At 52.5% G+C, this 25,355-nt stretch carries 23 protein-coding genes; 12 read left to right on the top strand and 11 right to left on the bottom strand.

Going from position 1 to position 25,355, the window contains the following annotated elements:
• Positions 1–11 precede the first annotated feature (11 nt).
• The 6 genes from tmk (at position 12) to ACTJI9_RS15435 (ending at position 5,437) form a co-directional block, all read left to right on the top strand.
• Positions 12–683, top strand: a complete 672-nt coding sequence (gene tmk, locus ACTJI9_RS15410; RefSeq protein ID WP_307285024.1) for a dTMP kinase — start codon at positions 12–14, stop codon at positions 681–683.
• The gene (locus ACTJI9_RS15415; protein ID WP_337354754.1) at positions 680–1,732 is read left to right on the top strand and encodes a DNA polymerase III subunit delta'; all 1,053 of its coding nucleotides are present in this window, start codon (positions 680–682) and stop codon (positions 1,730–1,732) included. The genes tmk and ACTJI9_RS15415 overlap by 4 nt, the downstream gene beginning before the upstream one ends.
• A gap of 98 nt (positions 1,733–1,830) precedes the next feature.
• Entirely contained in the window at positions 1,831–3,378 is a 1,548-nt protein-coding gene (gene metG / locus ACTJI9_RS15420) for a methionine--tRNA ligase (RefSeq protein WP_337354753.1), read from the top strand.
• 4 nt (positions 3,379–3,382) lie between these two features.
• Positions 3,383–4,171, top strand: a complete 789-nt coding sequence (locus ACTJI9_RS15425; RefSeq protein WP_337354752.1) for a TatD family hydrolase — start codon at positions 3,383–3,385, stop codon at positions 4,169–4,171.
• On the top strand, positions 4,164–4,970 hold the full coding sequence (locus tag ACTJI9_RS15430; protein WP_337354751.1) for an MBL fold metallo-hydrolase: 807 nt from the start codon (positions 4,164–4,166) through the stop codon (positions 4,968–4,970). Before ACTJI9_RS15425 ends, ACTJI9_RS15430 begins: the two co-directional genes overlap by 8 nt.
• Positions 4,967–5,437 (top strand): YbaK/EbsC family protein, encoded by a 471-nt coding sequence (locus tag ACTJI9_RS15435; protein ID WP_115053069.1) that lies wholly within the window; start codon positions 4,967–4,969, stop codon positions 5,435–5,437. Before ACTJI9_RS15430 ends, ACTJI9_RS15435 begins: the two co-directional genes overlap by 4 nt.
• Positions 5,438–5,709: 272 nt before the next feature.
• Here the strand turns inward: ACTJI9_RS15435 and ACTJI9_RS15440 are convergent, their stop codons facing one another.
• The gene (locus ACTJI9_RS15440; protein ID WP_307285044.1) at positions 5,710–6,111 is read right to left on the bottom strand and encodes a GFA family protein; all 402 of its coding nucleotides are present in this window, start codon (positions 6,109–6,111) and stop codon (positions 5,710–5,712) included.
• Between the two features lie 271 nt (positions 6,112–6,382).
• Here ACTJI9_RS15440 and ACTJI9_RS15445 point away from each other — a divergent pair, with 271 nt between their 5' ends.
• The 4 genes from ACTJI9_RS15445 to mazG all read left to right on the top strand — a co-directional run bounded on the left by ACTJI9_RS15445 (position 6,383) and on the right by mazG (position 11,203).
• Positions 6,383–7,441 carry an ABC transporter ATP-binding protein gene (locus ACTJI9_RS15445; protein ID WP_440809123.1) on the top strand — a complete coding sequence of 353 codons (1,059 nt, stop codon included), beginning with the start codon at positions 6,383–6,385 and terminating at the stop codon, positions 7,439–7,441.
• 121 nt (positions 7,442–7,562) lie between these two features.
• Positions 7,563–8,585 (top strand): extracellular solute-binding protein, encoded by a 1,023-nt coding sequence (locus ACTJI9_RS15450; RefSeq protein ID WP_307285050.1) that lies wholly within the window; start codon positions 7,563–7,565, stop codon positions 8,583–8,585.
• Positions 8,586–8,633: 48 nt separating this feature from the next.
• Positions 8,634–10,304, top strand: a complete 1,671-nt coding sequence (locus tag ACTJI9_RS15455; RefSeq protein ID WP_440809127.1) for an ABC transporter permease — start codon at positions 8,634–8,636, stop codon at positions 10,302–10,304.
• A 77-nt stretch (positions 10,305–10,381) separates the two neighbouring features.
• A complete protein-coding gene (gene mazG / locus ACTJI9_RS15460) occupies positions 10,382–11,203 on the top strand; it encodes a nucleoside triphosphate pyrophosphohydrolase (protein WP_115053065.1) in 822 nt (273 codons plus the stop codon).
• A gap of 1 nt (position 11,204) precedes the next feature.
• Here mazG and hflX read toward each other — a convergent pair whose 3' ends face one another.
• The 7 genes from hflX to ACTJI9_RS15495 form a co-directional block, all read right to left on the bottom strand.
• Positions 11,205–12,617, bottom strand: coding sequence for a GTPase HflX (gene hflX / locus ACTJI9_RS15465; protein WP_440809130.1), 1,413 nt, complete (start codon positions 12,615–12,617; stop codon positions 11,205–11,207).
• A 6-nt stretch (positions 12,618–12,623) separates the two neighbouring features.
• Complete coding sequence (gene hfq, locus ACTJI9_RS15470; RefSeq protein WP_008129219.1) at positions 12,624–12,863, bottom strand: RNA chaperone Hfq; 240 nt, start codon at positions 12,861–12,863, stop codon at positions 12,624–12,626.
• Between the two features lie 121 nt (positions 12,864–12,984).
• Positions 12,985–13,851 carry a D-amino-acid transaminase gene (locus ACTJI9_RS15475; protein ID WP_115053063.1) on the bottom strand — a complete coding sequence of 289 codons (867 nt, stop codon included), beginning with the start codon at positions 13,849–13,851 and terminating at the stop codon, positions 12,985–12,987.
• Between the two features lie 11 nt (positions 13,852–13,862).
• Complete coding sequence (locus tag ACTJI9_RS15480) at positions 13,863–14,963, bottom strand: lactonase family protein (RefSeq protein ID WP_440809134.1); 1,101 nt, start codon at positions 14,961–14,963, stop codon at positions 13,863–13,865.
• Between the two features lie 92 nt (positions 14,964–15,055).
• Entirely contained in the window at positions 15,056–16,432 is a 1,377-nt protein-coding gene (gene trkA / locus ACTJI9_RS15485) for a Trk system potassium transporter TrkA (RefSeq protein WP_115053061.1), read from the bottom strand.
• 4 nt (positions 16,433–16,436) lie between these two features.
• Complete coding sequence (gene ntrX, locus ACTJI9_RS15490; RefSeq protein WP_115053060.1) at positions 16,437–17,798, bottom strand: nitrogen assimilation response regulator NtrX; 1,362 nt, start codon at positions 17,796–17,798, stop codon at positions 16,437–16,439.
• Positions 17,788–20,067, bottom strand: coding sequence for an ATP-binding protein (locus ACTJI9_RS15495; RefSeq protein WP_440809138.1), 2,280 nt, complete (start codon positions 20,065–20,067; stop codon positions 17,788–17,790). The genes ntrX and ACTJI9_RS15495 overlap by 11 nt, the downstream gene beginning before the upstream one ends.
• A 214-nt stretch (positions 20,068–20,281) precedes the next feature.
• On the opposite strand from ACTJI9_RS15495, the gene ACTJI9_RS15500 reads away from it, so the two are divergent.
• Together ACTJI9_RS15500 and ACTJI9_RS15505 are read left to right on the top strand one after the other, a co-directional pair.
• Positions 20,282–21,070, top strand: coding sequence for a GGDEF domain-containing protein (locus tag ACTJI9_RS15500; RefSeq protein WP_307285080.1), 789 nt, complete (start codon positions 20,282–20,284; stop codon positions 21,068–21,070).
• A 134-nt stretch (positions 21,071–21,204) separates the two neighbouring features.
• A complete protein-coding gene (locus ACTJI9_RS15505) occupies positions 21,205–21,714 on the top strand; it encodes a DUF1993 domain-containing protein (RefSeq protein WP_115053057.1) in 510 nt (169 codons plus the stop codon).
• 34 nt (positions 21,715–21,748) lie between these two features.
• Here the strand turns inward: ACTJI9_RS15505 and ntrC are convergent, their stop codons facing one another.
• From ntrC to dusB, 3 genes are read right to left on the bottom strand one after another with little or no spacing between them, the layout of a single operon-like run.
• Positions 21,749–23,209, bottom strand: a complete 1,461-nt coding sequence (gene ntrC, locus ACTJI9_RS15510) for a nitrogen regulation protein NR(I) (protein ID WP_115053056.1) — start codon at positions 23,207–23,209, stop codon at positions 21,749–21,751.
• Positions 23,210–23,211: 2 nt separating this feature from the next.
• Positions 23,212–24,351 (bottom strand): two-component system sensor histidine kinase NtrB, encoded by a 1,140-nt coding sequence (locus ACTJI9_RS15515; protein WP_115053055.1) that lies wholly within the window; start codon positions 24,349–24,351, stop codon positions 23,212–23,214.
• Complete coding sequence (dusB, locus tag ACTJI9_RS15520) at positions 24,351–25,343, bottom strand: tRNA dihydrouridine synthase DusB (protein WP_440809142.1); 993 nt, start codon at positions 25,341–25,343, stop codon at positions 24,351–24,353. The genes ACTJI9_RS15515 and dusB overlap by 1 nt, the downstream gene beginning before the upstream one ends.
• Positions 25,344–25,355: the final 12 nt, after the last annotated feature.

The following is a 25,355-nucleotide window of genomic DNA, read 5'->3' on the forward strand; positions in this document are numbered from 1 at the left end:
GAGATCGAGGCGTGCAGGGATTGTTCATTACATTTGAAGGCGGCGAGGGCGCTGGCAAATCCACCCAGATTGCCCGGTTGAGCGAGTATTTGCGTTCTGACGGCGAAGACGTGCTGGTAACGCGCGAGCCCGGCGGGACGCCCGGAGCTGAAGCTGCCCGCCACGTTATTCTGAGCGGTGCGGCAGAATCACTGGGGCCCGCAATGGAAGCAATTTTGTTTGCCGCTGCGAGAAATGACCACGTGGAGCAGGTTATCCGTCCGGCATTGCAGTCTGGGCGCACGGTGTTATGCGATCGTTATATTGATTCAAGCCGCGTTTATCAGGGCGTTACGGGAAATCTGGACCCTCAGCTTATGCGTGCCATCGAACGGACAGCCATTAACGGCCTGATTCCGGATCTGACGATCATTCTCGACCTACCTGCGGAACTTGGCCTTCAACGGGCCAATAAGCGGCGCGGCGCTGACATTGCGGACCGCTTTGAAAAAGAGACCGTGGAATTGCATATAAAACGGCGCGAGGCATATCTTGCTATCGCCAATGCAGAGCCGAAGCGCTGCAAAGTTATCGCTGCGGATCGGCCTATCGATATAATATCGGCCGAGATCATCGCTTATGTTGATCAGGTGAGGGCTGCAAACAAGCACAAAGACACTCAAACAGTTGAGGCGGCGAAGTGAGCGAGCCAGTTCTGGATGTACCAGCCACACATGACGCTATTGATGGCGTTCCGTCGCCTTCAGCAAATCCAGCACTGTTTGGTCATGTGGGGATACGAGCCTTTTTGGCTCAAGCCTATCAGTCCGGTCAAATGCATCACGCCTTGCTTCTTGAAGGTCCTCCAGGTGTTGGCAAGGCGACGCTGGCATTTCATCTCGCTGGACATATGCTGAAATATCCCCAGCCTGAAACCGCACCATTGACGCTTGCAACACCTGATTTCGCAACCGCACCCTACAGGCAAATTGCGACCGGAACGCATCTTTCCATTCTGCATATAAGCCGGCCATTTGATGCAAAAGGCGGAAAATTCAAGACCGGAATACCGGTTGAAGAAATTCGGCGCGTAGGACATTTTCTAAACCGGACATCGCATGATGGCGCATGGCGCATTGTAATCGTGGATCCAGCTGATGACATGAATCGTAATGCTGCCAATGCCTTACTAAAAACTCTTGAAGAACCACCCAAGCGAACACTTTTCATTTTGATATCGCATTCTTCAGGGCGGCTATTGCCGACAATTCGTTCGCGCTGCCAATCGATTCGTTTCGAACCACTGGCGAACGAGGATCTATCAGCGGCATTACAGGCGATTAATCTCGACACCCAAACACTGCCCGATGCAGATCAATTGATGGCTCATGCGGATGGCAGCGTGCGCAAGGCCGCGCTATTGCTCGCCTTTGGCGGCCTCGAAATCTCGGCGGCGGTGGACAGCATACTGGCAAAACGCGTTTTTGACGTGCCAAAGGCTCACGCCCTGGCAACAGCCCTCTCGGGCCGTGACGCGGAGATTCAATACGACTTGTTCCTCGATGATTTGCTGGCGCGGATCGCCGTCAAGGCACGACTTGCCGCCGAGCGGGGCAGTGCCGACGAAGCCAATCGCTGGTCATTGCTATGGCGGGAAATCCAGAATGAGGCGAGGGACGCTGCGGCCTTCAATCTTGATCGCAAACAAACCGTTTTGATTTTTCTTGAGCGTAGCCAGCGGGCATTCAATTAGAGCCGCACAGCGAACCCGCCCACTATGGCAATCACGTCTGACTTGCGTTATGTCAACTTTTCCCAAGATGCGGAAAGAAGAGACAAAGTCAGGTACCCATGAGCCGCGAAAAATTCTACATCACGACTGCCATCGCTTATCCAAACGGAAGCCCGCATATCGGTCACGCCTATGAGGTGATTGCTACCGACGCTATTGCACGCTTCAACCGCCATGACGGTAAGGATGTCATGTTCCTGAGTGGAACGGACGAGCACGGTATCAAGATGCTGCAGACGGCGCGCAAAGAAGGCATCAGCCCGCGTGAACTCGCTGATAGAAATGCTAAACTTTTCCGTGACATGGGGCATCTTTTGAATGCTTCGTTTGATGACTACATTCGCACGACGGAAGAGCGCCACTATAAATCTTCGCAAGCGATCTGGCAGAAAATGGCCGATGCGGGCGACATTTATAAGGGCGGTTATGCCGGCTGGTACTCCGTGCGCGACGAAGCCTATTATCAGGAAGAAGAGACGGAGCTGCGTGCGGACAATGTGCGCTACGGCCCGCAGGGCACGCCTGTGGAATGGCTTGAAGAGGAGAGTTATTTCTTCCGTCTGTCAGCCTATCAGGACCGCCTGCTTGCACTATACAGCGAGAATCCAAGCTTTATCGGACCCGACGAGCGACGTAATGAAGTTGTGTCCTTTGTCAAATCCGGACTGAAAGACCTTTCAATTTCACGAACCACGTTTGATTGGGGCGTCCCTGTTCCCGGCGACGAAAAGCATGTGATGTATGTATGGGTGGATGCCCTGACCAATTACATCACGGCAACAGGTTACCCGGACGAAAATGCAGATCTTTGGCATTATTGGCCCGCTGATGTGCATATTATCGGCAAGGACATTATCCGCTTTCACTCGGTTTACTGGCCAGCATTTCTCTGGTCTGCCGGGATCGAATTGCCTAAGCGGGTTTTCGGGCATGGGTTTGTCTTTAACCGCGGCGAGAAAATGTCGAAATCGGTTGGCAACGTGATTGATCCAACTGCGCTCGTGGAACATTACGGGCTTGATCAGTTGCGTTATTTCCTGCTGAGGGAAATACCGTTCGGTCAAGATGGCAATTACAGCCATGAAGCGATCGTCAATCGTACAAATGCCGATCTTGCCAATGATCTTGGCAATCTGGCGCAGCGTTCGCTGTCGATGATCGCCAAGAATTGCGAGGCCAAAGTGCCAAAACCTGGCGAATTGACTGAAGCCGACAAGGCAATTCTCGATCAGGCAATCGCGGCATTGGATACGGCGCGCAAAGCTGTTGGCGTTCAGGCACTGCATCAGGCCTTGGCGGCAATCTTTGGCGTCGTGGCCGAAGCAAACCGCTATTTTGCAGGGCAGGAGCCTTGGGCGCTGAAGAAAACCGATCCGGCCCGCATGGAAACTGTTCTTTATGTAACAGCAGAAGTGATCCGGCGTATCGGTATTCTTTGCCAGCCATTCATTCCGGGTTCGGCTGAGAAATTGCTCGATATTCTGGCGGTACCGGCCGACGAGCGCAACTTTACTGACCTCGTGGAAAGCCAACTTGTTCCGGGTGGCGATTTGCCTGCACCGCAGCCTATTTTCCCTCGCTACGTCGAAGCAGACAAAGCGGAATAGACTGATGCTTGTTGATAGTCACTGCCATCTGGATTTTGCAGATTTCGCCGAGGAACGCGATGCCATCGTTCAGCGGGCGCTTGATAATGACATCAAGCGCCTTGTAACGATTTGTACGCGTGTTCGTCGTTTTGATAGCATCATTGCGATCGCGGAGGCCTATGAGGGCGTTTACGCTTCCGTTGGCACGCATCCCAATAATGCCCACGAAGAGCTGGATGTGGCGGTTGAAGAGCTTGTCGAGTTGTCAAAACATCCAAAGGTCGTGGCCATTGGCGAGGCAGGACTTGATTATCACTATGATTATGCGCCGCCCGCAGCACAGGATCAGGGTTTCCGCACACATATCGCGGCATCCAGAATAACGCAGCTGCCATTGGTCATTCACGCGCGCAGCGCCGACGAAGACATGATCTCGATCTTGCGTGAAGAAACAGGGAAGGGCGCCTTCCCCTTCATTCTACATTGCTTTTCGTCGGGTGCCGAACTTGCACAAGTAGGCGTAGAGCTTGGTGGCTATATCTCATTTTCCGGTATTCTGACTTTCAAAAACTCGCCCGAAATTCGGGAGATTGCACGAAATGTTCCGCGCGACCGGCTTTTGGTGGAAACCGATGCTCCATATCTTGCACCCATGCCGCACCGCGGAAAACGCAACGAGCCGAGCTTCGTTCGCCATACGGCTGCTGTTCTGGCCGAAACGATTGGCGTAAGCGAGGCTGAAATCGCCAATATAACGTCTGACAATGTGTTTCGCCTGTTTACAAAGATGCCAAGGCCAGCCCATGCCTGATCGCTTGCGCTTCACTATCCTTGGATGCGGTTCGTCGCCCGGCGTGCCGCGGCTTAATGGTGACTGGGGCAATTGCGATCCGAACGAGCCAAAAAACAAACGCCGGCGCGCATCGATGCTTGTCGAGCGTATTGGCGATCATGGCACCACAACAGTCATTATTGATACGGGGCCGGATTTCCGCTCGCAGATGATCGATTTTGGTCACGGCAAGCTGGACGCCGTTGTCTATACTCACGCCCATGCCGACCATATTCATGGGCTCGATGACTTGCGCACCTTTGTCATCGACAGACGCGATCTTGTGAATATCTATGCCGACGCAGCGACGCAAAGACGCTTGATGGAGGGATTTTCTTACTGTTTCAAAACACCGGAAGGCTCAAGCTATCCGCCGATCTTGCGACCGCATGAGATTATCCATCACGAAGCCTTCGAAATTGACGGGCCGGGCGGACCAATCAGGTTTTTACCTTTGCCTCAGATACATGGCGACATTCTTTCCCTGGCTTTCAGGATCGCCGATGTTGCTTATTGTTCCGATGTGAATGCGTTTCCCGACACAACTGCAGCTCAGCTTTTCAACCTTGATACTTTGATCATCGACGCTTTGCAGTATCGTCCACATCCAAGCCATTTTTCACTCGAAGAATCAATGGATTGGATTGATAAGTTGAAACCTCGTCGAGCATATCTCACACATATGCATATACCCCTGGATTATGGAACTGTGCTGCGCGAAACTCCAGATAATGTCGAACCGGCCTATGACGGGCTGTCTTTTGAGGTCGAATTGTGAGCAAGAGCGTTGAACGTGTCCGGCAGGCCGCCGTAGCCGCCGGTCTCGACATCGAAATTCGCCAAATGGCTGATTCAACGCATACGGCTGAAGATGCGGCAGTACAATGCGGCGTTACGGTAGCGCAAATCGTCAAATCCTTGGTTTTCCAGGGTGCAGACAGCAATAGTCTTTATCTCTTCCTTGTATCCGGGCCGCGCAAGCTTGACCTCGACAAGGCCGCCAAACTGACAGGCGAGCCATTGCATCGGGCAGACCCGAAATATGTGCGCAAGGAAACGGGCTTTGCTATTGGTGGAGTATCGCCATTGGGCCATCTGATCGAAATCCAGACATATGCAGATGAAAGCCTAATGCAGTTTGATATTGTATGGGCAGCAGCAGGTGGAACGAACTTTGTTTTTCCATGTGAACCACACAGGCTGGCAACAGCCGCCAAAGCGCATATTGCTGACATTACAATTTAAATCTCGATGCATTAATCAAGGTTTTTGATCAAGCAAAACCGCGTCATAGCTGGGTTTTGGTCACCCCACTAGTTCCATAATCTATCTTATGCGACTTAAGTGTAAACGCAAAGCTGCGTGCTTTGTTTCTGTAAAGTTGAAATGTCACACTCCCCGGATCATACGACATCCAGGAAATTGCGGATGAGCAATCTCGCTCTTATACAGTTGAGTGTGGACGAACGCCGCACGGTCGCCCGGTTGTTTTTGGCGTCGACGTGCCAATTGCAATCCTACACCGGACTTGCCTGGAAACAGTCGGTTCCTTCGGCAAAACTCACCCAATGATGTTTTGATTGCTCGAAAACTGACATCGTCGGCGCCGGGAAATTTGGGTCAGCCAAAGTACCGACTGCTACACCAACAATTGTTGGATCCGCATCGGGTTTCCAATAGACCGTTGAACCACAGCTCGGGCAAAAATACATGCGAACCTTGCGCCCGCTTTCGGCAACACGGCTGTACTCCGTTGCAGCTCCCGAAATCTCGACACTATCAGCCGCATAGAACGCATTGACGCTGAATGATGTGCCTGTTCGCCTCTGGCAAGCGAAACAATGACACACGGCAACCAACTTTGTTGGCTTTCGCATTGTCAGTCTAAGTCCACCGCATACGCATTGAGCATCAGTCATGGGAAAACCCTCCGTCTTTTCGGTAATGAAATTTTGGGATTTTGGTGAGGCGCAGTTTGATCGCTGTCACAGGCGGACAGCATGATTTATCGGCCCGTAGGACCGGGATGCGCAGTATCAACGATTGTATAGCTTCACGGAATTGTCAACCGCCGCATCTAAAACCTGTCCGCGCCCTACCTTGAAAAGCCGCACATCATTTGCATTTCATCGCAATTTAACAGATCAAGGCAGCATGCAAAGACAGCAGACCGAGACAAACGAAATGAACATGCAAAAACCTGAGCACCAAGCGGCGATTCTTCACCTAGACACGGTCAGCAGACGCTTTGGGGCAGTTGATGCGCTTAAAGACATATCGCTGTCGATCCAGGCGAGTGAAATCATCTGCCTTGCAGGTCATTCTGGTTGCGGCAAGTCCTCGCTTCTAAGAATTATTGCAGGCGTCGACAGCCCCGACAGTGGCGTCCTGTTAATGCAGGGTGAGGAAATCGCCGGGCCGCAGTGTTTCGTTGAGCCTGAAATGCGCAAGATCGGGTTTGTATTTCAGGATTACGCCCTCTTCCCGCATTTGACGGCCGAACAGAATATTTTGTTTGGTTTGAAGGCTTTGCCCAAGCAGCAAGCGCTTAAGCGCGCCCAAGAAGTCATCGAGCATGTAGGAATCGCATCGCTTATCACGCGCTACCCGCACATGCTTTCCGGCGGCGAACAGCAACGCGTGGCATTGGCGCGCGCGCTCGCCCCCAGCCCTGATATCCTGCTCATGGACGAGCCATTCTCCAGTCTGGATTCGGGATTACGGCAGAAAGTTCGAAACGATACATTCGGGTTGCTGCGGGAGTTGGGCACAACGGTCATCATGGTAACGCATGATCCTGAAGAGGCGCTCTCAACCGGAGATCGCATTATCCTTATGCGGCAAGGACGTATCGTTCAATCAGGGACAGGGTATGAACTGCACGACGCGCCAAATTCACCCTATGCAGCAGACTTCTTTGGAGATTTTAACAAGGTCCCGGGCATCTATCGCAACGGGCATATTGAAACGGCGATAGGCACCTATGCTTGTACAGCCTCGGTAAATGACGGGACAGCAGTCACCGCCTATTTGCGCCCTCAGGCGATTTCGGTCAGCACTGACCAGAGCCAACTGAGAGGGAAAATAGCCAAACGGATATTCCTGGGCGATACCGAACAGATCATGGTCAATGTTGAAGGGCTGACTGAGCCATTGCATGTGAAGACATTCGACCGGCTTCCCGGCACGGCAGACCATATAGGCCTTACGGTAAAAGCAGAAGGTTTGTTGGTTTTCCCAGCCCTCTAGCCAAAGACAAACCCAATCAACATTTCGTGATATGGAACCAGCTACATCCTAAAAACTTGATAAGATCAATCAAGTATGGTTTTGCCATGACTGTGTTTTTTCATTTTCCAAGGGAGTTACAATGCATCCATCCAATACGGCAAAATCAATTGTACTGGCCGGCGTTCTTGCCATTGGTGCGGGCGCAGCATCCGCTGCCGAACTCAATATTTATACCACCCGGGAACCAGGCCTGATTCAACCCTTGCTGGACTCGTTCAAGGCTTCGACAGGAATCACGGTCAATACCGTATTTATGAAAGACGGACTTGCTGAACGCGTTGCCAGCGAAGGCGAAAGCTCTCCTGCAGACATTTTGATGGCAGTTGACGCAGGCAACCTCGTCGATCTGGTTGATAAAGGTGTCACACAGCCGGTCGAATCCGCAGTTTTGACAGAATCCATTCCGGAAACTTTGCGCGATCCAAAGGGTAACTGGTTTGCCCTGTCCATGCGTGCCCGCGTTCTTTATGCGGCCAAGGACCTCGATCTAGCCAGCTTCAATTATGAAGACCTTGCAGACCCGAAATGGAAGGGCAAGATTTGCATTCGTTCCGGCCAGCATCCTTACAACACAGCGCTTTTTGCCAGCTATCTGGCCCATTATGATGCAGCCGAGACCGAAAAGTGGCTTGCAGCCGTAAAAGGCAACCTCGCCCGCAAAGCTGGCGGCGGTGATCGCGACGGCGCCAAGGACATTCTTGGCGGGATCTGCGATATCGCAATTGCAAACTCTTACTATGTTGGTTTGATGCGCTCTGGAAAGGGCGGCGAAGACCAGGTCAAATGGGGCGAAGCAATCAAGGTCGTACTTCCAACCTTCAAAAATGGAGGAACGCAGGTCAATATTAGCGGCGCAGCAGTTGCAAAACATGCTCCAAACAAGGCCGAGGCTGTCAAGCTGCTCGAATATCTGGTTTCTGATGAAGCACAGAAAATCTATGCCGAAGCCAATTTCGAATATCCTGTAAAGGCCGGTGCCAAAGCAGATCCGATCATTGCCTCTTTTGGCGAGCTCAAGATCGACTCAACCCCGTTGACCGAAGTTGTTAGCCATCGCAAAGAAGCAAGCGAACTCGTAGACAAAGTCGGTTTCGACAACTAATCAAAAAGGACGAGCGCCCGGCTTCACGGGCGCTCGTCCTTACCTTGAATGGATGCGCGTTTGACCACCCCGTTAACAACAAACCGGCGGCACAGCCGTAGCGGATCGGGATGGATCGTCTCGGCAGCAATTATAGCTGTTCTGGTTCTCCTGCCTGTTTTTGCACTGGCGCTACAGGCTATTCAAGGCTCAGCCGGATTATGGTCTCATCTGCTTGTGACCACCCTACCCACAGCACTCGCCGATACGCTTATTTTGCTTTGCGGCGTGGGATTGCTCGTCGCAATCTTGGGCACAGGAGCCGCCTGGCTTGTCACTGCCTATGATTTTCCGGGCAGGCGCATCCTCGAATGGGCGCTCATCCTGCCTCTGGCAGTACCAACATATATTATCGCCTACGCCTATCTGGATATTCTTCACCCGATAGGCGTTGTGCAAGGTGCGATACGCTGGCTCTTCGGCTATTCCAGCCCGCGTGAGTTCCGCGTTCCGGATATACGCAACATGACGGGCTGCATCATCCTGCTTGGTTTCGTCCTGTACCCTTACGTATATATTCCAACACGGGCACTTTTCCTGATGCAGTCGTCCAGTTTGATCGAGGCCGCCCGTACGCTTGGCGTTTCGCGACGTCACATATTCTGGCGGGTGGCCCTGCCCCTCGCCCGTCCCGCCATAGCAGTTGGTGTCAGTCTGGCACTCATGGAAGCGTTAAATGATATCGGTGCCTCTGAATTCCTGGGCATCCGCACGCTTACGGTCTCGATCTATACAACATGGATAACGCGCGCCGATTTGCCGGGCGCTTCGCAGATCGCGCTTTCGCTGCTTTTCATCGTCGTTGCACTGGTGGCAATGGAGCGTTGGGCAAGACGCGAACAACGCTACTCCATCAGCGCACAGAGAAGCCGCATTTCCGAGCCGCTGAAAGTAACCTCGCGGCAAGGACTGATATTTTTCTGCATCGGGTCCATTCCAGTTCTCATAGGATTTGTTTTCCCGGCCATATATCTTGCGACCGAAGCTTGGCGCCGTTTCCAATTTGCCGGGCTTTCGCCCCGATTTCTTATTGAGGCAGCCAACACTGTCGTTTTTGCTTTTACAGCGACAATAGTCACCGTGGGGCTTGGCGTCTTGCTTGCCTATGTTGCCCGTCTGCGGCCAGGACCAGCTTCCGCCTGGTTTTTCAGGCTGGCGACTATCGGTTATGCCGCACCCGGCACTGTTATTGCCATTGGTGTCCTTATTCTGCTGGCGGGGCTGGACCAGTTCATAAACAGAAATGCCATAGCCTGGTTCGGCGTTTCGACCGGTCTGCTTTTTATGGGATCAGGCGCAGCGTTGATTTATGCCTACGCTACCCGTTTCCTCGCCATATCGGCGGGCGGCATGGACGCCGGGCTGACGCGGATACCGCTTTCATTCGACCACGCTTCGCGCACGCTCGGTCAAAGCGCCAGCGGTACGTTCCGACATGTCCATTTGCCTTTGTCAAAAGCGGCTTTGACTGCGGCCGCCCTTCTCGTTTTTGTGGATTGCGTAAAAGAACTGCCAGCTACATTGCTGCTACGACCGCTTAACTTTGAAACCTTTGCAACGCACCTTTACGGTGAAGCTGCACGTGGCACTTATGAAGAAGCATCCATCGCGGCGCTTGCTATTGTTGTCATAGGCATATTGCCAGTCATTCTATTGTCGAAAATCGGGCGTAGAGCCTGATCCGCTTGTTGTGGACAATTGACCCGGCCTTTGCATGTGAGATGGCTGTAAGGAGTGACCTCGCTTATGGTCGTGCAATGAAACCATCGCGCGAAATTACACGTCTCCTCGACATCATGGCCGCCTTGCGCACGCCTGTTACCGGCTGTCCATGGGATATCGAGCAGGATTTCAAGTCAATCGCCCCGTATACGCTTGAAGAAGCGTTTGAAGTCATTGATGCCATCGAACGCAATGACATTGATGATTTGCGCGAGGAGCTGGGCGACCTGTTGCTTCAGGTCGTATTTCACGCTCGAATGGCGGAGGAAATGAAGGCTTTTGATTTTGGCGATGTGGTGCAAGCCATCACGCACAAGATGATACGGCGCCATCCGCATGTTTTTGGCGACGAAAATGCCCGTGGCGCAGGCATGGCCAAGGGCATGTGGGACAAGATCAAGGCTGAAGAGAAGGCAGAACGGCGCGAGCGACGGGCGGCATTGCAGCTTGAAACTGCCGAGCCGAGTGGATTTCTTGACGATATTCCTCAGGGCTTTCCATCGCTGATGCGGGCCCTGAAACTACAGCAAAAAGCCGCCAAAGTGGGCTTCGACTGGTCGGAAGCCCTTCCCATTCTTGACAAGATTGAAGAAGAAATCGCCGAGTTGAGACATGAAATAAGCATTGGCGACCAGCAAAAGACCGAAGAGGAATATGGCGACTTGCTGTTCGCTATGGTCAATCTTGGTCGACATTTGAAACTGGAACCGGAAAGCGCATTGCGCGGAACCAACGAGAAATTCCGCACACGCTTTCATTATATTGAGCGCAAGCTGACAGAACGCCAACAATCCCTTGAAGATGCTACACTGGACGAAATGGAGGCACTCTGGAGCGAAGCAAAGACCAAGAAGTGAATTAGGCTTTGTTTTTGGTCAGCAGTTTCTCTTGTAAAACGGCATTTGAAGTCACCGTCATATCCATGGTCAGTACAACCGAGCCATCATCCTCATCTTTGCGCTTCAGATTGCTGGAGTGCTGGTAAATCCAATCAATGAGGCCCATTTGCTCTGGCTTTAATGTAAGCTTCACATGAGCAAGCTTTCCGGCGATGCGGTTTTCAATTTCAGCCAGAAGGGTGTCTACGCCCTCTCCCGTGATCGCCGAAACAGGAATTGGGTGTTCGTTGCCTGTGGCAGCGGCACTAAGCCTTTGCGCAGATTCCCTGCCCGGCTCATCCAGTAGGTCAATCTTGTTCCAGACTTCGATAATGCGCTTCGTATCGCCTCGCTCAATACCAAGATCGGCCATGATGGCATGGACATCTTCGGCCTGCGCAGCGGTATCCGGATCGGAAATATCGCGTATGTGCAAGATCAGATCCGCCTCGACAACTTCTTCAAGTGTCGCCCGGAATGCCGCAACAAGATGCGTCGGCAGGTTTGAAATAAAGCCCACAGTGTCCGACAGGATAACCATTTCGCCATGTTCCAGGCGGATTCGCCGCAAGGTTGGATCAAGCGTTGCGAAGAGCATGTCTTCCGCGACCACTCCGGCGCCGGTCATGCGATTGAAAAGCGTGGATTTACCGGCATTGGTATAGCCTACGAGCGCAACGATGGGATGCGGAACCTTGCGGCGCTTGCTACGGTGCAAGGCGCGTGTGCGGACAACTGTTTCCAGCTCGCGCTTGATACGCAGAATTTTTTCCTGCAGTGCGCGTCTGTCAGACTCAATCTGTGTTTCACCCGGCCCGCCCAAAAATCCGCCGCCGCCACGCTGCCGCTCAAGGTGGGTCCAGCTTCGAACCAATCGGCCTTTCTGGTAGGTCAGATGCGCCAGTTCGACCTGCAACGTGCCTTCTTTTGTTTGGGCACGACGACCGAAAATCTCCAGAATAAGTCCAGTTCTATCAAGAACCTTGGCATTCCACGCTTTTTCAAGATTGCGCTGCTGTACGGGTGTCAGTGCGTGATCGACAATCACCAGTTCGGCATGCGTTTCTTCAATGATCTCAGCGATCATGTCGACTTTGCCTGAACCGAGCAGCGTTGCTGGTCGGGGCGCAGAGACCTGTACGATGTCGGAATGGACAATATCCAGATCAATGGCGCGAGCGAGACCTTTGGCCTCTTCCAGGCGTGCTTCATCGCTGCGTTGAAATTCGCGGTAGTAGGCAGGTGTTTTGTGATCTTCCTGCTTGCCACCATCTGCAAAGCGATGCGGCAACACTGGAACTATGACGAGCGCGCGAGTAGCTTCGCGGGCGGTATCGCCATCCTCGGCAATTCCGCCCCTTTTGTCTGCGTTACGCGTATTTTCTTTGGTCAAATGCGGTTAGTCACTTTCTTCAACTTCGAACATCTGCACAGGCTGACTTGGCATGATGGTCGAAATGGCATGCTTGTAAACAAGCTGCGAATGGCCGTCACGGCGCAAAAGCACGCAGAAATTGTCAAACGAAGTAACAATACCGGTCAGTTTTACACCATTTATCAGGAAGATTGTCAGAGAAATCTTCTGTTTTCTGACGGAGTTCAGAAAAAGGTCTTGAAGATTCTGCGATCGTTCAGCCATTGTTTTTATCCTTTTATGCGATCAGCAAATGTGTCTCGTGCAAAATTCTGCAGTGGAAACAGGTAACCCTGCTCCAACAGGAGGTGGAAAACAGCGTTTGTAAAGTCCCCTCACTCACGGGTTAACAGGATGGCGTTTTTTCCGCAATCTCAAAAAACGCTTCGCGTAACGAAAGTGTTATAGTACCGGGGTGCCCGTTTGCGACCACAACGCCATCGATGTCAACAACGGGCATAATTACAGTGGTTGCGGCACTGATGAAAGCCTCTTTTGCATTTTTTGCTTCGTCTACTGAAAATCCCCGTTCTTCAATTTTCAAACCAAGCTTTTTAGCCACATCAAAGATTGTCGTTCGGGTAATGCCGCGCAAAATACCGGTTTCCGCTGACCGCGTAACAAGAACACCGTCCTTTGTGACAATCCACGCATTGGTGGCAGCGCCTTCCTTAACGGTCCCATCCGGATCCACAAACCAGGCTTCCTGAGCCCCCTGCTCTTTGGCTTGCTGGCGGGCAAGCACGTTTGGAAGCAGCCCTACCGATTTGATATCCACCCGCTCCCATCTGTTTTCAGGAACTGTGATTACCTTGATGCCCTTTGCAGCACGTGCTGCGGATGCCGCCGGGCTGGTGCGCTTGGCAGTAATGACGAGCGAGGGCGGCGTATCAGCTGACGGGAACACATGGTCGCGGCGGGCAACGCCGCGTGTCACCTGCAAATAGACAAGACCATTGTGAACCTTGTTCCGTCGCACCACTTCCCTGATGATGAGCTGCAATGCCTTGCGCTCCATCGGCCAGGCGATCTTCAGTTCTGACAATGAACGACCAAGCCGGTCTAGGTGCCGCGTCATATCCATAATGTTATCGCGGGCAATCTCGCATACCTCGTAGACGCCATCAGCGAATTGGTAGCCGCGATCCTCAATATGCACCCCGGCATCTGAATGCTGCACATATTGTCCGTTTACATAGGCAATTCGGGACATTCTGAGGCTCCTTAAAACGTGCCGAAGACGATACGCATGGGTGTCGGCAAATCAACACGCTTGCCTGTGTCTTCCAACGCTCCCGTCTCGATATCGCGTCTGAACACTGCAATACCGCCGCCCTTCTGGTTCGACACCAGCATGAATTTTCCGGAAGGATCGATAATGAAATTACGCGGGCCAATACCTTGCGATGGCGTCCATCCGACCAGTGAAATCTTTCCGGAATCCTCGATGGAATACGTTACAATGCTGTGGTGGCCACGGTTTGATCCGTAAAGGAAACGACCATCGGCACTGACAGCAATCTCCGCGCATGTATTTGTTTCGGTGAAATCGTCAGGAATTGTTGGCAAAGTCTGCAATATTGTCAGGCTGGCTTTTTCAGCATCATAATCCAAAACAGAAACAGTGCAGTTTAATTCATTGATAACGTAGGCAATTTTGCCATTGGGATGAAATGTCAAATGGCGCGGCCCTGCACCTTCCGGAAACTGGGTAAACGGCGTCGCGGCGAGTTTCAGCTTTTCGCCGTGCTTGGGCATTTCATAAGCAAGGATCTGATCCAACCCAAGATCACAGACAAATAATGTCCTATTATCCGGACTAGCCACCGCACAATGACCATGCTGTCTTTTCTTGGTCGGCAGGATGGCATTTGGGCCTTCATGGCAAGCGGCTGCAAAGGCAGGGTCAATAGCGCCATCATTACGAATGGCGAAGGCAACAATTGCATTGCCCGGACGCTCTCCCAACGGAGCCACGGTGTAATTGGATGCGAAAATCTTCTCACCCGTCTGATCAAAGCCCAGATGGCACGTGGTATTCCCGAGTGTGGACTGCATGTTGATGTAGGACAGCGCACCGTTTTCGGGATCAATGTCGAACGCGGCTACGAGATTTTCATTCCACTCGGGAATTTCAACTGCTGCATAGAGACGCTTGCGCTGCTCATCTATTGCCAGATAACCAGGATTATCGATTGCCAGATACTCACTCGCAAGCGCGAGATCGCCGGTTTCGGTATCGAACTGATACACACTGATGCCCTTGCCCTGACCGGGCAAAGCATTGCGATTCAGGTTTCCGACGAAAGCAAATGTTTTGGGCATTGTCATACTCATGGATTGGAAGCTGTGAGATGGAGGATTTCTTGAATGCAGGTCTACAATGCAACTCTTTGTTTTTATTCAGCTCAACTACGCTAGAAGAACTCGAGACTGACCCGGAACATCTGCTCAACCTGCTTGACTGTCTCCGCCGTGGCAAAAAGCACCACTCTGTCTTTTGGTTTTATGCGAACGTTACCATCGGGCTTGATAACTTCACCATTGCGATAGATTGCGCCTATCCGCAAGCCAGCCGGCAAATCAAGCTCGCGCAAAGGAGCACCAACCATCGGCGAGGTTTCCAACGCTTCCGCTTCAATGATTTCCGCCTGCCCTTTCTGCACGCTATGAACAGCGCGAATTCGGCCTCGGCGGACATGCTGCAACACACGGGAAATCGTGACGCTGCGCGGGCTGATATGCGCGTCTATGCCAAGTGATTTGCTCAAGTCGAGATAATCAGGATTGTTGATCAGCACGAGATTGGACTTGCAGCCCATGCGCTTTGCCATGACACCTGCAAGCATGTTGACCTGATCGTCATTCGTCAGGCTGACCATCAGGTCGGCATCCTGTATCTCGGCTTCGTAGAGAAGTTTCTGATCCAGCGCACTGCCGTGCAGAACCAGGGACCGGCGAAGCTCGTCCGCGATCGTGTTGGCGCGTTTGAGATTTGGCTCTATCAGCTTGACCTTGGTCTTTGGCTGCTTCGCTTCGATAGTCTGCGCAACATGAAGGCCGATATTGCCGCCGCCAGCAATGACAATGCGGGTCGCCTCAGGTTCTTCATGGCCAAATAAAGCTAATGTTCGATGGATCTGCGATTTAATGGAAGCGACATAAGCGATATCGCCGCTAAACATCTGGTCTGTCGAGTGAGGTATGAACAGCTTGTCATTACGCACAATTGCCATGACTGTCGCAACCAGATCGGGGAAAAGATCGGTAAGCTGAAACAAGGGCGTGTTGATGACCGGGCAGTCCTCAAGGCATTCGATGGCCAATACCGCTACATTCTCATCGGCAAACCGAACGACATCGCTAACACCGGGAAGCGCGATGCGCCGCAACACCATCTCGCCCACTTCCAATTCCGGCGAAATGATCACGTCGATAGGCATGTGATCGCGTGAGAATAGATCCTGATAGTGCGATTGAAGATAGGCCTGCGCGCGGATACGCGCAATCTTGGTAGGCACATTGAACAACGCGTGCGCGACCTCACACGCAACTATATTCACTTCGTCATAAAGCGTCGCGGCAATAATCATATCCGCCTGATCAGCGCCTGCAGCCGCCAAAACATCCGGATGAGCGCCATGTCCAACGAAGCCGCGTACGTCCAGCGTATCGCGAATAACCTCAATGAGTTCCGCAGACGTATCGATGACGGAAATATCATTATCTTCGGCGGCAAGCCGTTCAGCTATGCCATAACCTACCTGGCCCGCCCCGCAGATAATTACTCGCATTTTGCTATACCCCGAGGGACTTCAACTTCCGGTGCAGTGCCGAACGTTCCATACCAACGAATTCCGCCGTACGCGAGATGTTTCCGCCAAATCGGTTGATTTGCGCGATCAGATATTCCTTCTCAAAACGCTCACGCGCCTCGCGCAGCGGCAAGGCCATAATGTGCTGGTCAGATTCTGTAGGAGCCTTGGGCAAAGTATCGCCAATTTCTGCTGGAAGCAGATCTGCGGTGATAACAGCGTCAGGATCATCGCCGCGAGCAAGGATGATCAATCGCTCAACATTGTTGCGCAACTGCCGAATATTGCCCGGCCAGGAATGCGATTGCAAAACCGCCATCGCATCGGGGCCGATCTTGCGTGGCTTGATACCAGCCTGATCAGCGATCTGTGCCATGAAAAAGTCCACCAGAGCGGGAATATCATCGCGGCGGTCCGCAAGCGGCGGAACAATAACCGGAACAACTGCAAGCCGGTGAAACAGATCCTCGCGGAAACGGCCCTCTGCGATCATCGCCTCAAGATTTTGCGCCGTCGACGAGATGATCCGCACATCAACCTTGATCCGCTTGGTACCGCCCACACGCTCAAATTGCTGATCGACGAGAACACGCAGAATCTTGTTTTGCGTTTCACGCGGCATATCAGCGATCTCATTGAGATAAAGAATGCCGCCATGTGCCTCCTCCAACGCACCAACCTTGCGTTCTCCGCCATCGGATTCCGTACCGAAAAGTTCAACCTCCATACGTTCAGGCGTGATGGTCGCAGCATTCAGATTGACGAATGGACCCTTCGACCGGCTGGACAAGGCATGAATTGCCCTGGCCGTCAGTTCCTTACCGGCGCCTGATGGACCGGTAATCATGATTCGGCTGTTGGTTGGCGCCACGCGCTCAATTGTTTGCCGCAAATGATTCATGGATAGCGAAGAGCCTAAAAGCTCGAAGCTCTCCGACGAACGCTTGCGCAGGTCGGAGACTTCGCGGCGAAGCTTGGAGGTTTCAAGCGCGCGCTCGGCAATCAGGATAAGCCTGTCAGCCTTGAATGGTTTTTCAATGAAATCATAGGCACCCCGGCGGATTGCCGAGACAGCTGTTTCGATGTTTCCGTGACCCGAAATCATGACAACGGGAATTTCCGGATGACGCAGCTTGATCTCATCAAGCAGGGCCAGACCGTCAAGACGGCTACCCTGCATCCAGATATCAAGGAATATGAGACGCGGAATTCGTTCATCTATGGCAGCCAGAGCGCTGTCGGCGTCCGATGCCACGCGCGTATCATAACCTTCGTCGCTCAGTATGCCTGCAACAAGCTCGCGGATATCGACTTCGTCGTCGACTACAAGAATGTCAGATGCCATTTGAATTCACCTGTTTTGCCGTTTTATCGGGATTTTCTGAATCTGCGGAAGCAGATTGGTTCATTGGAAAAATCATGCGGATCATTGCGCCTCGCCCCCCGTAAAAATCGTCTGGCGCATCGTGTAGTTCTATGTGACCGGCGTGGTCCTCAACGATCTTCTTGACGATAGCAAGGCCAAGGCCAGTCCCTTTTTCGCGTGTCGTCATATAGGGTTCGAGCAGACGTTGACGATGCTCGCGCGGCAATCCTTTGCCGCTGTCGAGAACTTCAACAACGATCGAACCCTCCTGCGCGCGTGATCTGATGAGGATATGGCCGTCAACGTGCCCTTCCTTGACAACCGCCTCCACCGCTTCAGCGGCGTTCTTGATAACATTGCCAAAGGCTTGCCCCAAAAGACGGCTGTCAAACTGACCAATTAACGGCACGGTACCGAAATCTCGTTCAAAACGGATATCGCTGCGGCTTACTTCCACGAGGAACGAAGCTTCACGAAGCGCTTCACGCAAGTCCATCGCCTTAATCTCCGGCTTGGGCATGCGCGCAAACGACGAAAACTCGTCAACCATGCGACCAATATCGCCGACCTGCCGGATAATGGTTTCAGTGCATTGGTCGAAAACTTCCCGGTCTTCAGTGATCACCTTGCCAAAACGGCGGCGCAAGCGTTCTGCCGATAGCTGAATGGGCGTAAGCGGATTCTTGATTTCATGCGCAATGCGCCGCGCCACATCGGCCCAGGCAGATGAGCGTTGCGCTTCAACCAGATCCGTTATGTCATCGACGGTCACAACATAGGAGTGTTCTATGGATTCAGCATCTTCCACGGTAATCTGAACGTTAAATGTCCGGGCGCTGCCACGACGCGACATGGTTACCTGTTCACGATAGACGGATCGTCCGGTGGCATGCGCCACTTCAAATACCAGACCGATTTCCGGAACAAGAGCGGACAGGTTTTTACCACGCGAGGCAATCGGATCGAGTGCCAGCATGGTTTCAGCAGAGCGATTTAAAATGCCGATCGCGCCATCAGCATTGACGCTGATGACACCTGCGGTAACGCCTGATAGCACAGCCTCTGAAAAGCGGCGCCGCTCGTCGATCTGATCTTTCGCCGAAACAAGGTCTTTGCGCTGGCTGCCCAATTGACGGACCATTGTATTGAACGTCTGGGACAATGACCCGACATCACCGTCAGAGCGGTGAACAGGAACAGAAACATTCAGATTGCCAGTCGCAACATTATCGGCTGCACCTATGAGCAAGCGTATTGGGCGAACGAGACGATCCGCTACCGCAATGCCGGTCCAAATTGCAGAGAGAAGCAGAGTAAGCGTCAATCCGAAGTACAGCATCGCAAAGAGAATCTGTGTTGTGATGCCATTGCCGTCGGCGGCGATTGCAGCGTCAGCGGTCTTTTTCTCCATCGCCCGACTGGTATTGAGAATATCCGGATCGACCGGCCGTATCGCATAGAGAAATACGCCTGGGATCTCACGCAGTTTGATGACGGCACTCAACAGATTGGTCTGATCTGGCGGAATAAGCACAGGTTTTCCGTCAGAGGCAGTTTCAAGAACTGACTTTGCAACTGTCGGTATCGGTGTTGCCGTTTGGATATCAGCGCGCACTACGGTGCTTCCGTCAGTACGGATTATCGACGCCGCAATCATGTTCCGCCCGAGTGCCTGCTGTGTCATCAGCCGGACGAAACCGCTGCGGTCCAGATCGAACAATGTGCGTTGCGTGTCCAGGTCATCGACCATTTCGAGGCTCGTGGACTGCAGATTCCGTGCGCTTTCCTGAATATAGGCTTCCGCCAGGCTGATCGACGATTTTACAATCGTCGAGGTTCGCATTTCGAACCACCGATCAAGCCCCATATCCAGGGTGATGGAGGCGACAATTGCCACGATCATTGCCGGCACGGCAGCCACGAGCGAAAAAAGCACGACGAGACGCACGTGAAGACGAGATGCCGCCTTTCCCCGATGCCTCGCCTGGACAACACGGTAAATTTCGCGGCCAATCAACAAAATGAGCGCGACGATTAAAACCGCATTGATGCTGGTCAGCAGCAAAGTTACATCGCTATCCGGATGGATCGGTGTAACCCCGGTCAGAATAAGGAATGTTACGCCTGTGGTCAGCAACGCCAGTATTACTGTTGCAATACCCAGACGTGAAAAGAACCTCTGCGTAACGCCGCCCCTAGCGCCGGATACAGAACCATTCAATGTGTTGACCGAGTTTGACAAGAGCATTGCTATGTGACCTCAACCAAGTGGCACTCATGCAACACATTGTGGCGGAAATGCAACGCTTTATCGTTTGGGTTGTGTGAAATGCACAACCATTTGCAATAGTCGACATGAAACATCAACAATTCAGCCAACTATTAAAATTTACGGCGTTTTACGCATAGCTTCTTCACAAATCACGGTTGTAATTAAGTGTATCAACTTCGCGGTGGGTGCAATGACGACCTACGACTTCTGGATGACCAAATTTGGCAATATGTCGCCTTATCGACAGGTCGTCATAATGGTCTTAATGGCAACTATCGCGGCAAATGTCCTGGCTGTGGCGTTCTTTGCCTTGGTTGATCTGGGCCAAATTAACAATGTTCTGATCGTGACAACGGCCATCGTCATAATTGTTAGTGCTCCACTCGGTTCATTTCTGGTTGGCTTGAACTATCGCCTGAAACAGACCGCATCGCTGCTTGATCTTGCATCGCGCAGAGATGATTTGACGGGACTGTCAAACAGGAATGAATTTTATCTCCAAGCGCAAAGGCAAATTACGTTGTGCGACCCAGCGAAAAGTGCAGGCGCAATCCTCTACATTGATGCCGACCATTTCAAATCAATCAATGATCGTTATGGACATGCAGTCGGCGATAGCGTTTTACAGGAAATCGGTATCTTGCTGCGCTCAGTTATTGGCGAATGGGATTTTGCCGCACGGTTCGGCGGCGAAGAATTTGCTCTTTTTCTCACCAATGCCGACATTGGCAAAGCTGATTGGCTGTCACACAAAATTCTTATGGGTATGCGGGAAATCCCCACTTACTTGCGCATTTCTGAACTGAACGTCACCGTGAGTGTCGGTATTGCCATTCACGAGCCGGGCCAGCCTTTGGAAGAAGCGCTTGTGGCAGCTGACAAGTGCCTCTACGCCGCCAAAAATCAAGGGCGAAACCGGATCGTTCACGCAAACAGCGAATACATAGAAATATATCAGCCAAAGCGCCAAACAGTGTAGGCAGATACGTCTGAATGGCGGCAATCTTTGGCGCTGGCCTTGAAAAAACAAAGCTGAGGCGTATCTGCCACTCAGCCAGCTGCGCGTGAAGTTGGCATCCATGCAGTTGCAACGACCTTCCAAGAAAGACACCCATGTCCAATTCAACCTACGCTATTTCAATACCCGCTCTGTTACGCGGGCTTTCCATTGTTTCATCGCTGATTGATAAGGCAGAAGCGTTTTCGACTGAGAAGAAAATAAGCCCAGACGTACTTATCAATGCGCGGCTTGCACCGGACATGCTGCCATTTTCCGGTCAGGTACAGCGGGTAAGCGATACCTCAAAAGGTGTTATTGGCCGCCTTACCTCTATCGAACCACCTAAAATGCCCGACGAAGAGAAGACGTTTGCAGAGTTGCAGGAGCGCGTTGCAAAAACAGTGGATTTTCTGAAAAGCGTGGATGAAAGCGCGTTTCGTGACGCTTCTTCAAAAGAAGTCACGCTGAGCTTCGGCAAATTGAAGACAACGCTGAGCGGCGATGATTACATCACCAAGTTCGTTTTGCCCAACTTCTATTTTCACGTCACAACCGCGCAGAACATCCTGCGCCATAATGGCGTTTCAGTAGGCAAGCTCGACTATCTCGGACCGATTGCCTGAGAGAAATATTCGGGTGGCCGTTACGCGGCCGCCCTTAGCGGTCGCTTTTATTGTTCTTGTAGATATTGACACCCAATTCGCGAATTTTCTTGCGCAACGTATTGCGATTCAACCCCAAAAGCTCGGCGGCCTTGATCTGATTGCCGTGAGTGGCAGTCAGACACGACAAGATAAGCGGGTACTCAACCTCTTCCAGTACGCGCTGGTAAAGTCCCGCTGGCGGCAGGTCGTCTCCGTAGGACAGAAAGTACCGCTGCATATTCAATTCCACTGCTTGAGCAATGGTAATGTCTTCATTCGCCAAGCCATTCGATGATGGCTCTGCGGGGCGCAAATCCGCCTTCAGTTCAACTTCAATGACATCCGCATTGATTTCTTCTTGCGGATAGAGCGCTGCCAAGCGCCGAACGAGGTTTTCGAGTTCACGCACATTTCCCGCCCAGGGATAACGGCGCATAAGATCCAAACCGGCGCCGGTAATGCGTTTTTCCGGAAGACCATCCTTGACCGCCATTTTGAAGAAATGCCGGACCAGATCAGGAATGTCCTCCCCGCGTTCACGCAGCGGCGGCAAACGCAGCGGCACCACGTTAAGGCGGTAGTACAAATCTTCGCGAAACAACCCCTGATTGATGAGGGTGCGAAGGTCCTTATTGCTTGCCGCAACTATACGGACATCCGTCTTGATCGGTGTTCGTCCACCGACGGTCATGTACTCGCCCTGCTGCAGGACACGTAGCAGGCGCGTCTGGGCCTCCATTGGCATATCGCCAATCTCGTCGAGAAAAAGTGTTCCGCCATCGGCTTGTTCGAAACGCCCGCTTGAGCGGTTCTGCGCTCCGGTAAAGGCTCCGCGTTCATGCCCGAACAATTCTGATTCAATCAGATCACGAGGAATTGCCGCCATATTAATTGCAACGAAGGGCCCTTTACGCCGCCGACCATATTCATGCAACGCACGAGCCACCAATTCCTTGCCCGTACCGGATTCACCGGAAATCATGACCGTCAGGTCAGTCTGCATCATACGGGCAAGCACGCGGTAAATGTCCTGCATGGCGGGAGAACGACCCACCAGCGGCATTGTATCGGGTTGCTCATCTACAGGTCGTTTGTCGAGCTTCTTTTTCGGCTCAGCCAAAGCGCGGCCAACAATGCTGACAAATTCGGTCAGATCAAACGGTTTTGGCAAATACTCATAAGCACCGGCTTCCGAGGCGCGAATAGCTGTCATGAACGTGTTTTGCGCACTCATAACGATAACCGGCAGATCCGGACGGGATTTCTTTATGCGCGGCAAAAGATCAAAGGCATTTTCGTCCGGCATGATCACATCGGTAATCACGAGATCGCCGTCACCTGCCGAGATCCAGCGCCACAACGTTGCGGCATTCGACGTTATGCGAACATCATAACCGGCACGCGAAAGCGCCTGATTGAGAACCGTTCTGATTGCCGCATCGTCATCGGCTACGAGAATGCTACCCAAACTCATTATCAGAATCCTGTCTTAGTGGGGTATGGATTGTCATCTGCGTGGTCATCGTCAAGCGGACCGTTTTGCCAAGCAGGCATCAAAATCCGGAATGTTGTCTTGCGGGGAAATGAATCGCATTCAATGACACCGCCATGGTCACCAACGATCTTCGCCACAAGTGCAAGCCCAAGGCCAGAACCGTTGGGTTTTGTCGTGACAAACGGATCAAACAAATGCGGCATGATATCGGGTGAAACGCCAGCGCCGGTGTCGGAAACGCAAAATTCAAGCGGGAGCGAAACGCGGTTGCGCATCCCCGGTACCGACAGCCTGATTCCGGGGCGAAATGCCGTGGAGAGTGTGATTTCACCGGGCTCGTTTGCGCCTATGGATTCGGCTGCATTTTTTACGAGATTGAGAAATATCTGCACAAGTTGATCGCGATTGGCGAAAACATAGGGCAGCGAGGGATCATAATCCTCGTGAAACTTTATGTGGCTGGCGAAACCGTTTCTGGCGATAGCTTTGACGTGATCCAGAACCACGTGGATATTGACTGCTTCCCGTTCAATCGGTCGCTCATCCGAAAACACTTCCATGCGATCTACAAGCGATACAATACGGTCAGTTTCGTCGGTTATCAGCCGCGTCAAAGCTCTGTCATCGTCATTAAGACCGGTTTCCAGCAGCTGGGCTGCACCGCGTATGCCTGACAGAGGATTCTTGATCTCATGTGCGAGCATCGAGGCAAGGCCCGTAACCGAACGCGCAGCGCCCCTATGCGTCATCTGGCGGTCAAGCTTTTCCGCCATGGAACGTTCCTTGAACAGGATAACGATGGACCCCGGAGACTCGCTCACCGGCGTCACGTAAAGATCGACGATCCGGTCTTGGCCAAGGCGCGGCGATGAGACATCCACGCGATATTCATTTACCGGCGATGGGCTCTCGCGCACCTGTTTAACAAGAGCCAATAGAGGGCTGCCAAAGGGCAGCAGCATATCAAGTGTATTGCGGCTCAAGATTGTGGCGCTTGAACGAAAAAAAGCTTCCGCATCCGCATTGGCGTAGGAGATATAACCCGCTTCATCCAGCATTATCACGGGATGGCGCAGTGAATTGAGAACCATGCTTGCAAGCGTATTTTCAGGTACCGTCATCAAGCCACTTTCTTCAAATCTGTCTGCGGGCGGCTCAAAGCATCGTGCAAACGTTTTGCCACAAGGAGTGGATTGGTTTCCGTCATGATGGAACCGCGCGTGGCAGGGCCGATATCAACCCCGTGCAAATCGAGATACCAGCCAAGATGTTTGCGCGCATGGCGGATACCTGTCGTTGATCCATAATGAGCCAGCATTGCTTCGTAATGGGCAATCGCATAATCAGCCACCGTCTCGGGGCCCGTCGTGCTGCTATCGCCAGCAATCCAGCCCGGCAACCACGGTTGCCCATATGATCCCCGCCCCACCATGACAGCGTCGGCTCCAGAATCTCTCAGGATCGCAACAGCATCATCACGGGTCAGAACGTCGCCATTGGCAACAAGCGGTATGGAGATAACATCACGCACCGCATGAATCGCCCGCCAATCCGCCTTGCCTTCATAAAACTGGCAGCGTGTGCGCCCATGCACCGTTATCATCTGTACACCCGCCTGCTCCGCTCTGGATGCAAGTTCCGGCGCATTGATGCTATTATCGTCCCAGCCAAGACGCATTTTCAACGTTACGGGCACTTTGACGGCATTGATGGTTGCCTCAATCAGCATCAAAGCGTGATCAAGGTCACGCATAAGCGCAGATCCGGACAGGCCTCCAGTTACTTTTTTTGCAGGACAGCCCATATTGATGTCCACGATATGGGCGCCTTCACCCTCGGCAATACGAGCGGCCTCCGACATCCATCTGGTTTCACGACCAGCAATCTGCACGACATGGGTGCCTAATCCATCGCCCTTCAGCCGCAGCAGATTTCCACGCTCCCGCGTGCAAAGCTCCGCACTCGCGACCATTTCGGATACGACCATTCCCGCGCCAGCCTGCCACGCAAGCTGGCGGAACGGCAAATCCGATACGCCGGACATCGGCGCCAGAAATACGCGATTGCGCAATTTGACGCCGCCTACGGTCAATGGTTGCTTTAAATCGGTCACCACGTCTGCCTG

This window comes from Phyllobacterium sp. 22552 (assembly GCF_052044585.1).
GTDB classification, from domain to species: domain Bacteria; phylum Pseudomonadota; class Alphaproteobacteria; order Rhizobiales; family Rhizobiaceae; genus Phyllobacterium; species Phyllobacterium ifriqiyense.

What these genes read in the sequence shown, in the direction of transcription:
- metG (WP_337354753.1), top strand. Translation starts at nt 1,831, where the DNA reads ATGAGCCGCGAAAAATTCTACATCACGACTGCCATCGCTTATCCAAAC.
- ACTJI9_RS15425 (WP_337354752.1), top strand. Translation starts at nt 3,383, where the DNA reads ATGCTTGTTGATAGTCACTGCCATCTGGATTTTGCAGATTTCGCCGAG.
- ACTJI9_RS15430 (WP_337354751.1), top strand. Translation starts at nt 4,164, where the DNA reads ATGCCTGATCGCTTGCGCTTCACTATCCTTGGATGCGGTTCGTCGCCC.
- ACTJI9_RS15440 (WP_307285044.1), bottom strand. Translation starts at nt 6,111, where the DNA reads ATGACTGATGCTCAATGCGTATGCGGTGGACTTAGACTGACAATGCGA.
- ACTJI9_RS15445 (WP_440809123.1), top strand. Translation starts at nt 6,383, where the DNA reads ATGCAAAAACCTGAGCACCAAGCGGCGATTCTTCACCTAGACACGGTC.
- ACTJI9_RS15450 (WP_307285050.1), top strand. Translation starts at nt 7,563, where the DNA reads ATGCATCCATCCAATACGGCAAAATCAATTGTACTGGCCGGCGTTCTT.
- ACTJI9_RS15455 (WP_440809127.1), top strand. Translation starts at nt 8,634, where the DNA reads ATGGATGCGCGTTTGACCACCCCGTTAACAACAAACCGGCGGCACAGC.
- mazG (WP_115053065.1), top strand. Translation starts at nt 10,382, where the DNA reads ATGAAACCATCGCGCGAAATTACACGTCTCCTCGACATCATGGCCGCC.
- hfq (WP_008129219.1), bottom strand. Translation starts at nt 12,863, where the DNA reads ATGGCTGAACGATCGCAGAATCTTCAAGACCTTTTTCTGAACTCCGTC.
- ACTJI9_RS15475 (WP_115053063.1), bottom strand. Translation starts at nt 13,851, where the DNA reads ATGTCCCGAATTGCCTATGTAAACGGACAATATGTGCAGCATTCAGAT.
- ACTJI9_RS15480 (WP_440809134.1), bottom strand. Translation starts at nt 14,963, where the DNA reads ATGCCCAAAACATTTGCTTTCGTCGGAAACCTGAATCGCAATGCTTTG.
- trkA (WP_115053061.1), bottom strand. Translation starts at nt 16,432, where the DNA reads ATGCGAGTAATTATCTGCGGGGCGGGCCAGGTAGGTTATGGCATAGCT.
- ntrX (WP_115053060.1), bottom strand. Translation starts at nt 17,798, where the DNA reads ATGGCATCTGACATTCTTGTAGTCGACGACGAAGTCGATATCCGCGAG.
- ACTJI9_RS15495 (WP_440809138.1), bottom strand. Translation starts at nt 20,067, where the DNA reads ATGCTCTTGTCAAACTCGGTCAACACATTGAATGGTTCTGTATCCGGC.
- ACTJI9_RS15500 (WP_307285080.1), top strand. Translation starts at nt 20,282, where the DNA reads ATGACGACCTACGACTTCTGGATGACCAAATTTGGCAATATGTCGCCT.
- ACTJI9_RS15505 (WP_115053057.1), top strand. Translation starts at nt 21,205, where the DNA reads ATGTCCAATTCAACCTACGCTATTTCAATACCCGCTCTGTTACGCGGG.
- ntrC (WP_115053056.1), bottom strand. Translation starts at nt 23,209, where the DNA reads ATGAGTTTGGGTAGCATTCTCGTAGCCGATGACGATGCGGCAATCAGA.
- ACTJI9_RS15515 (WP_115053055.1), bottom strand. Translation starts at nt 24,351, where the DNA reads ATGACGGTACCTGAAAATACGCTTGCAAGCATGGTTCTCAATTCACTG.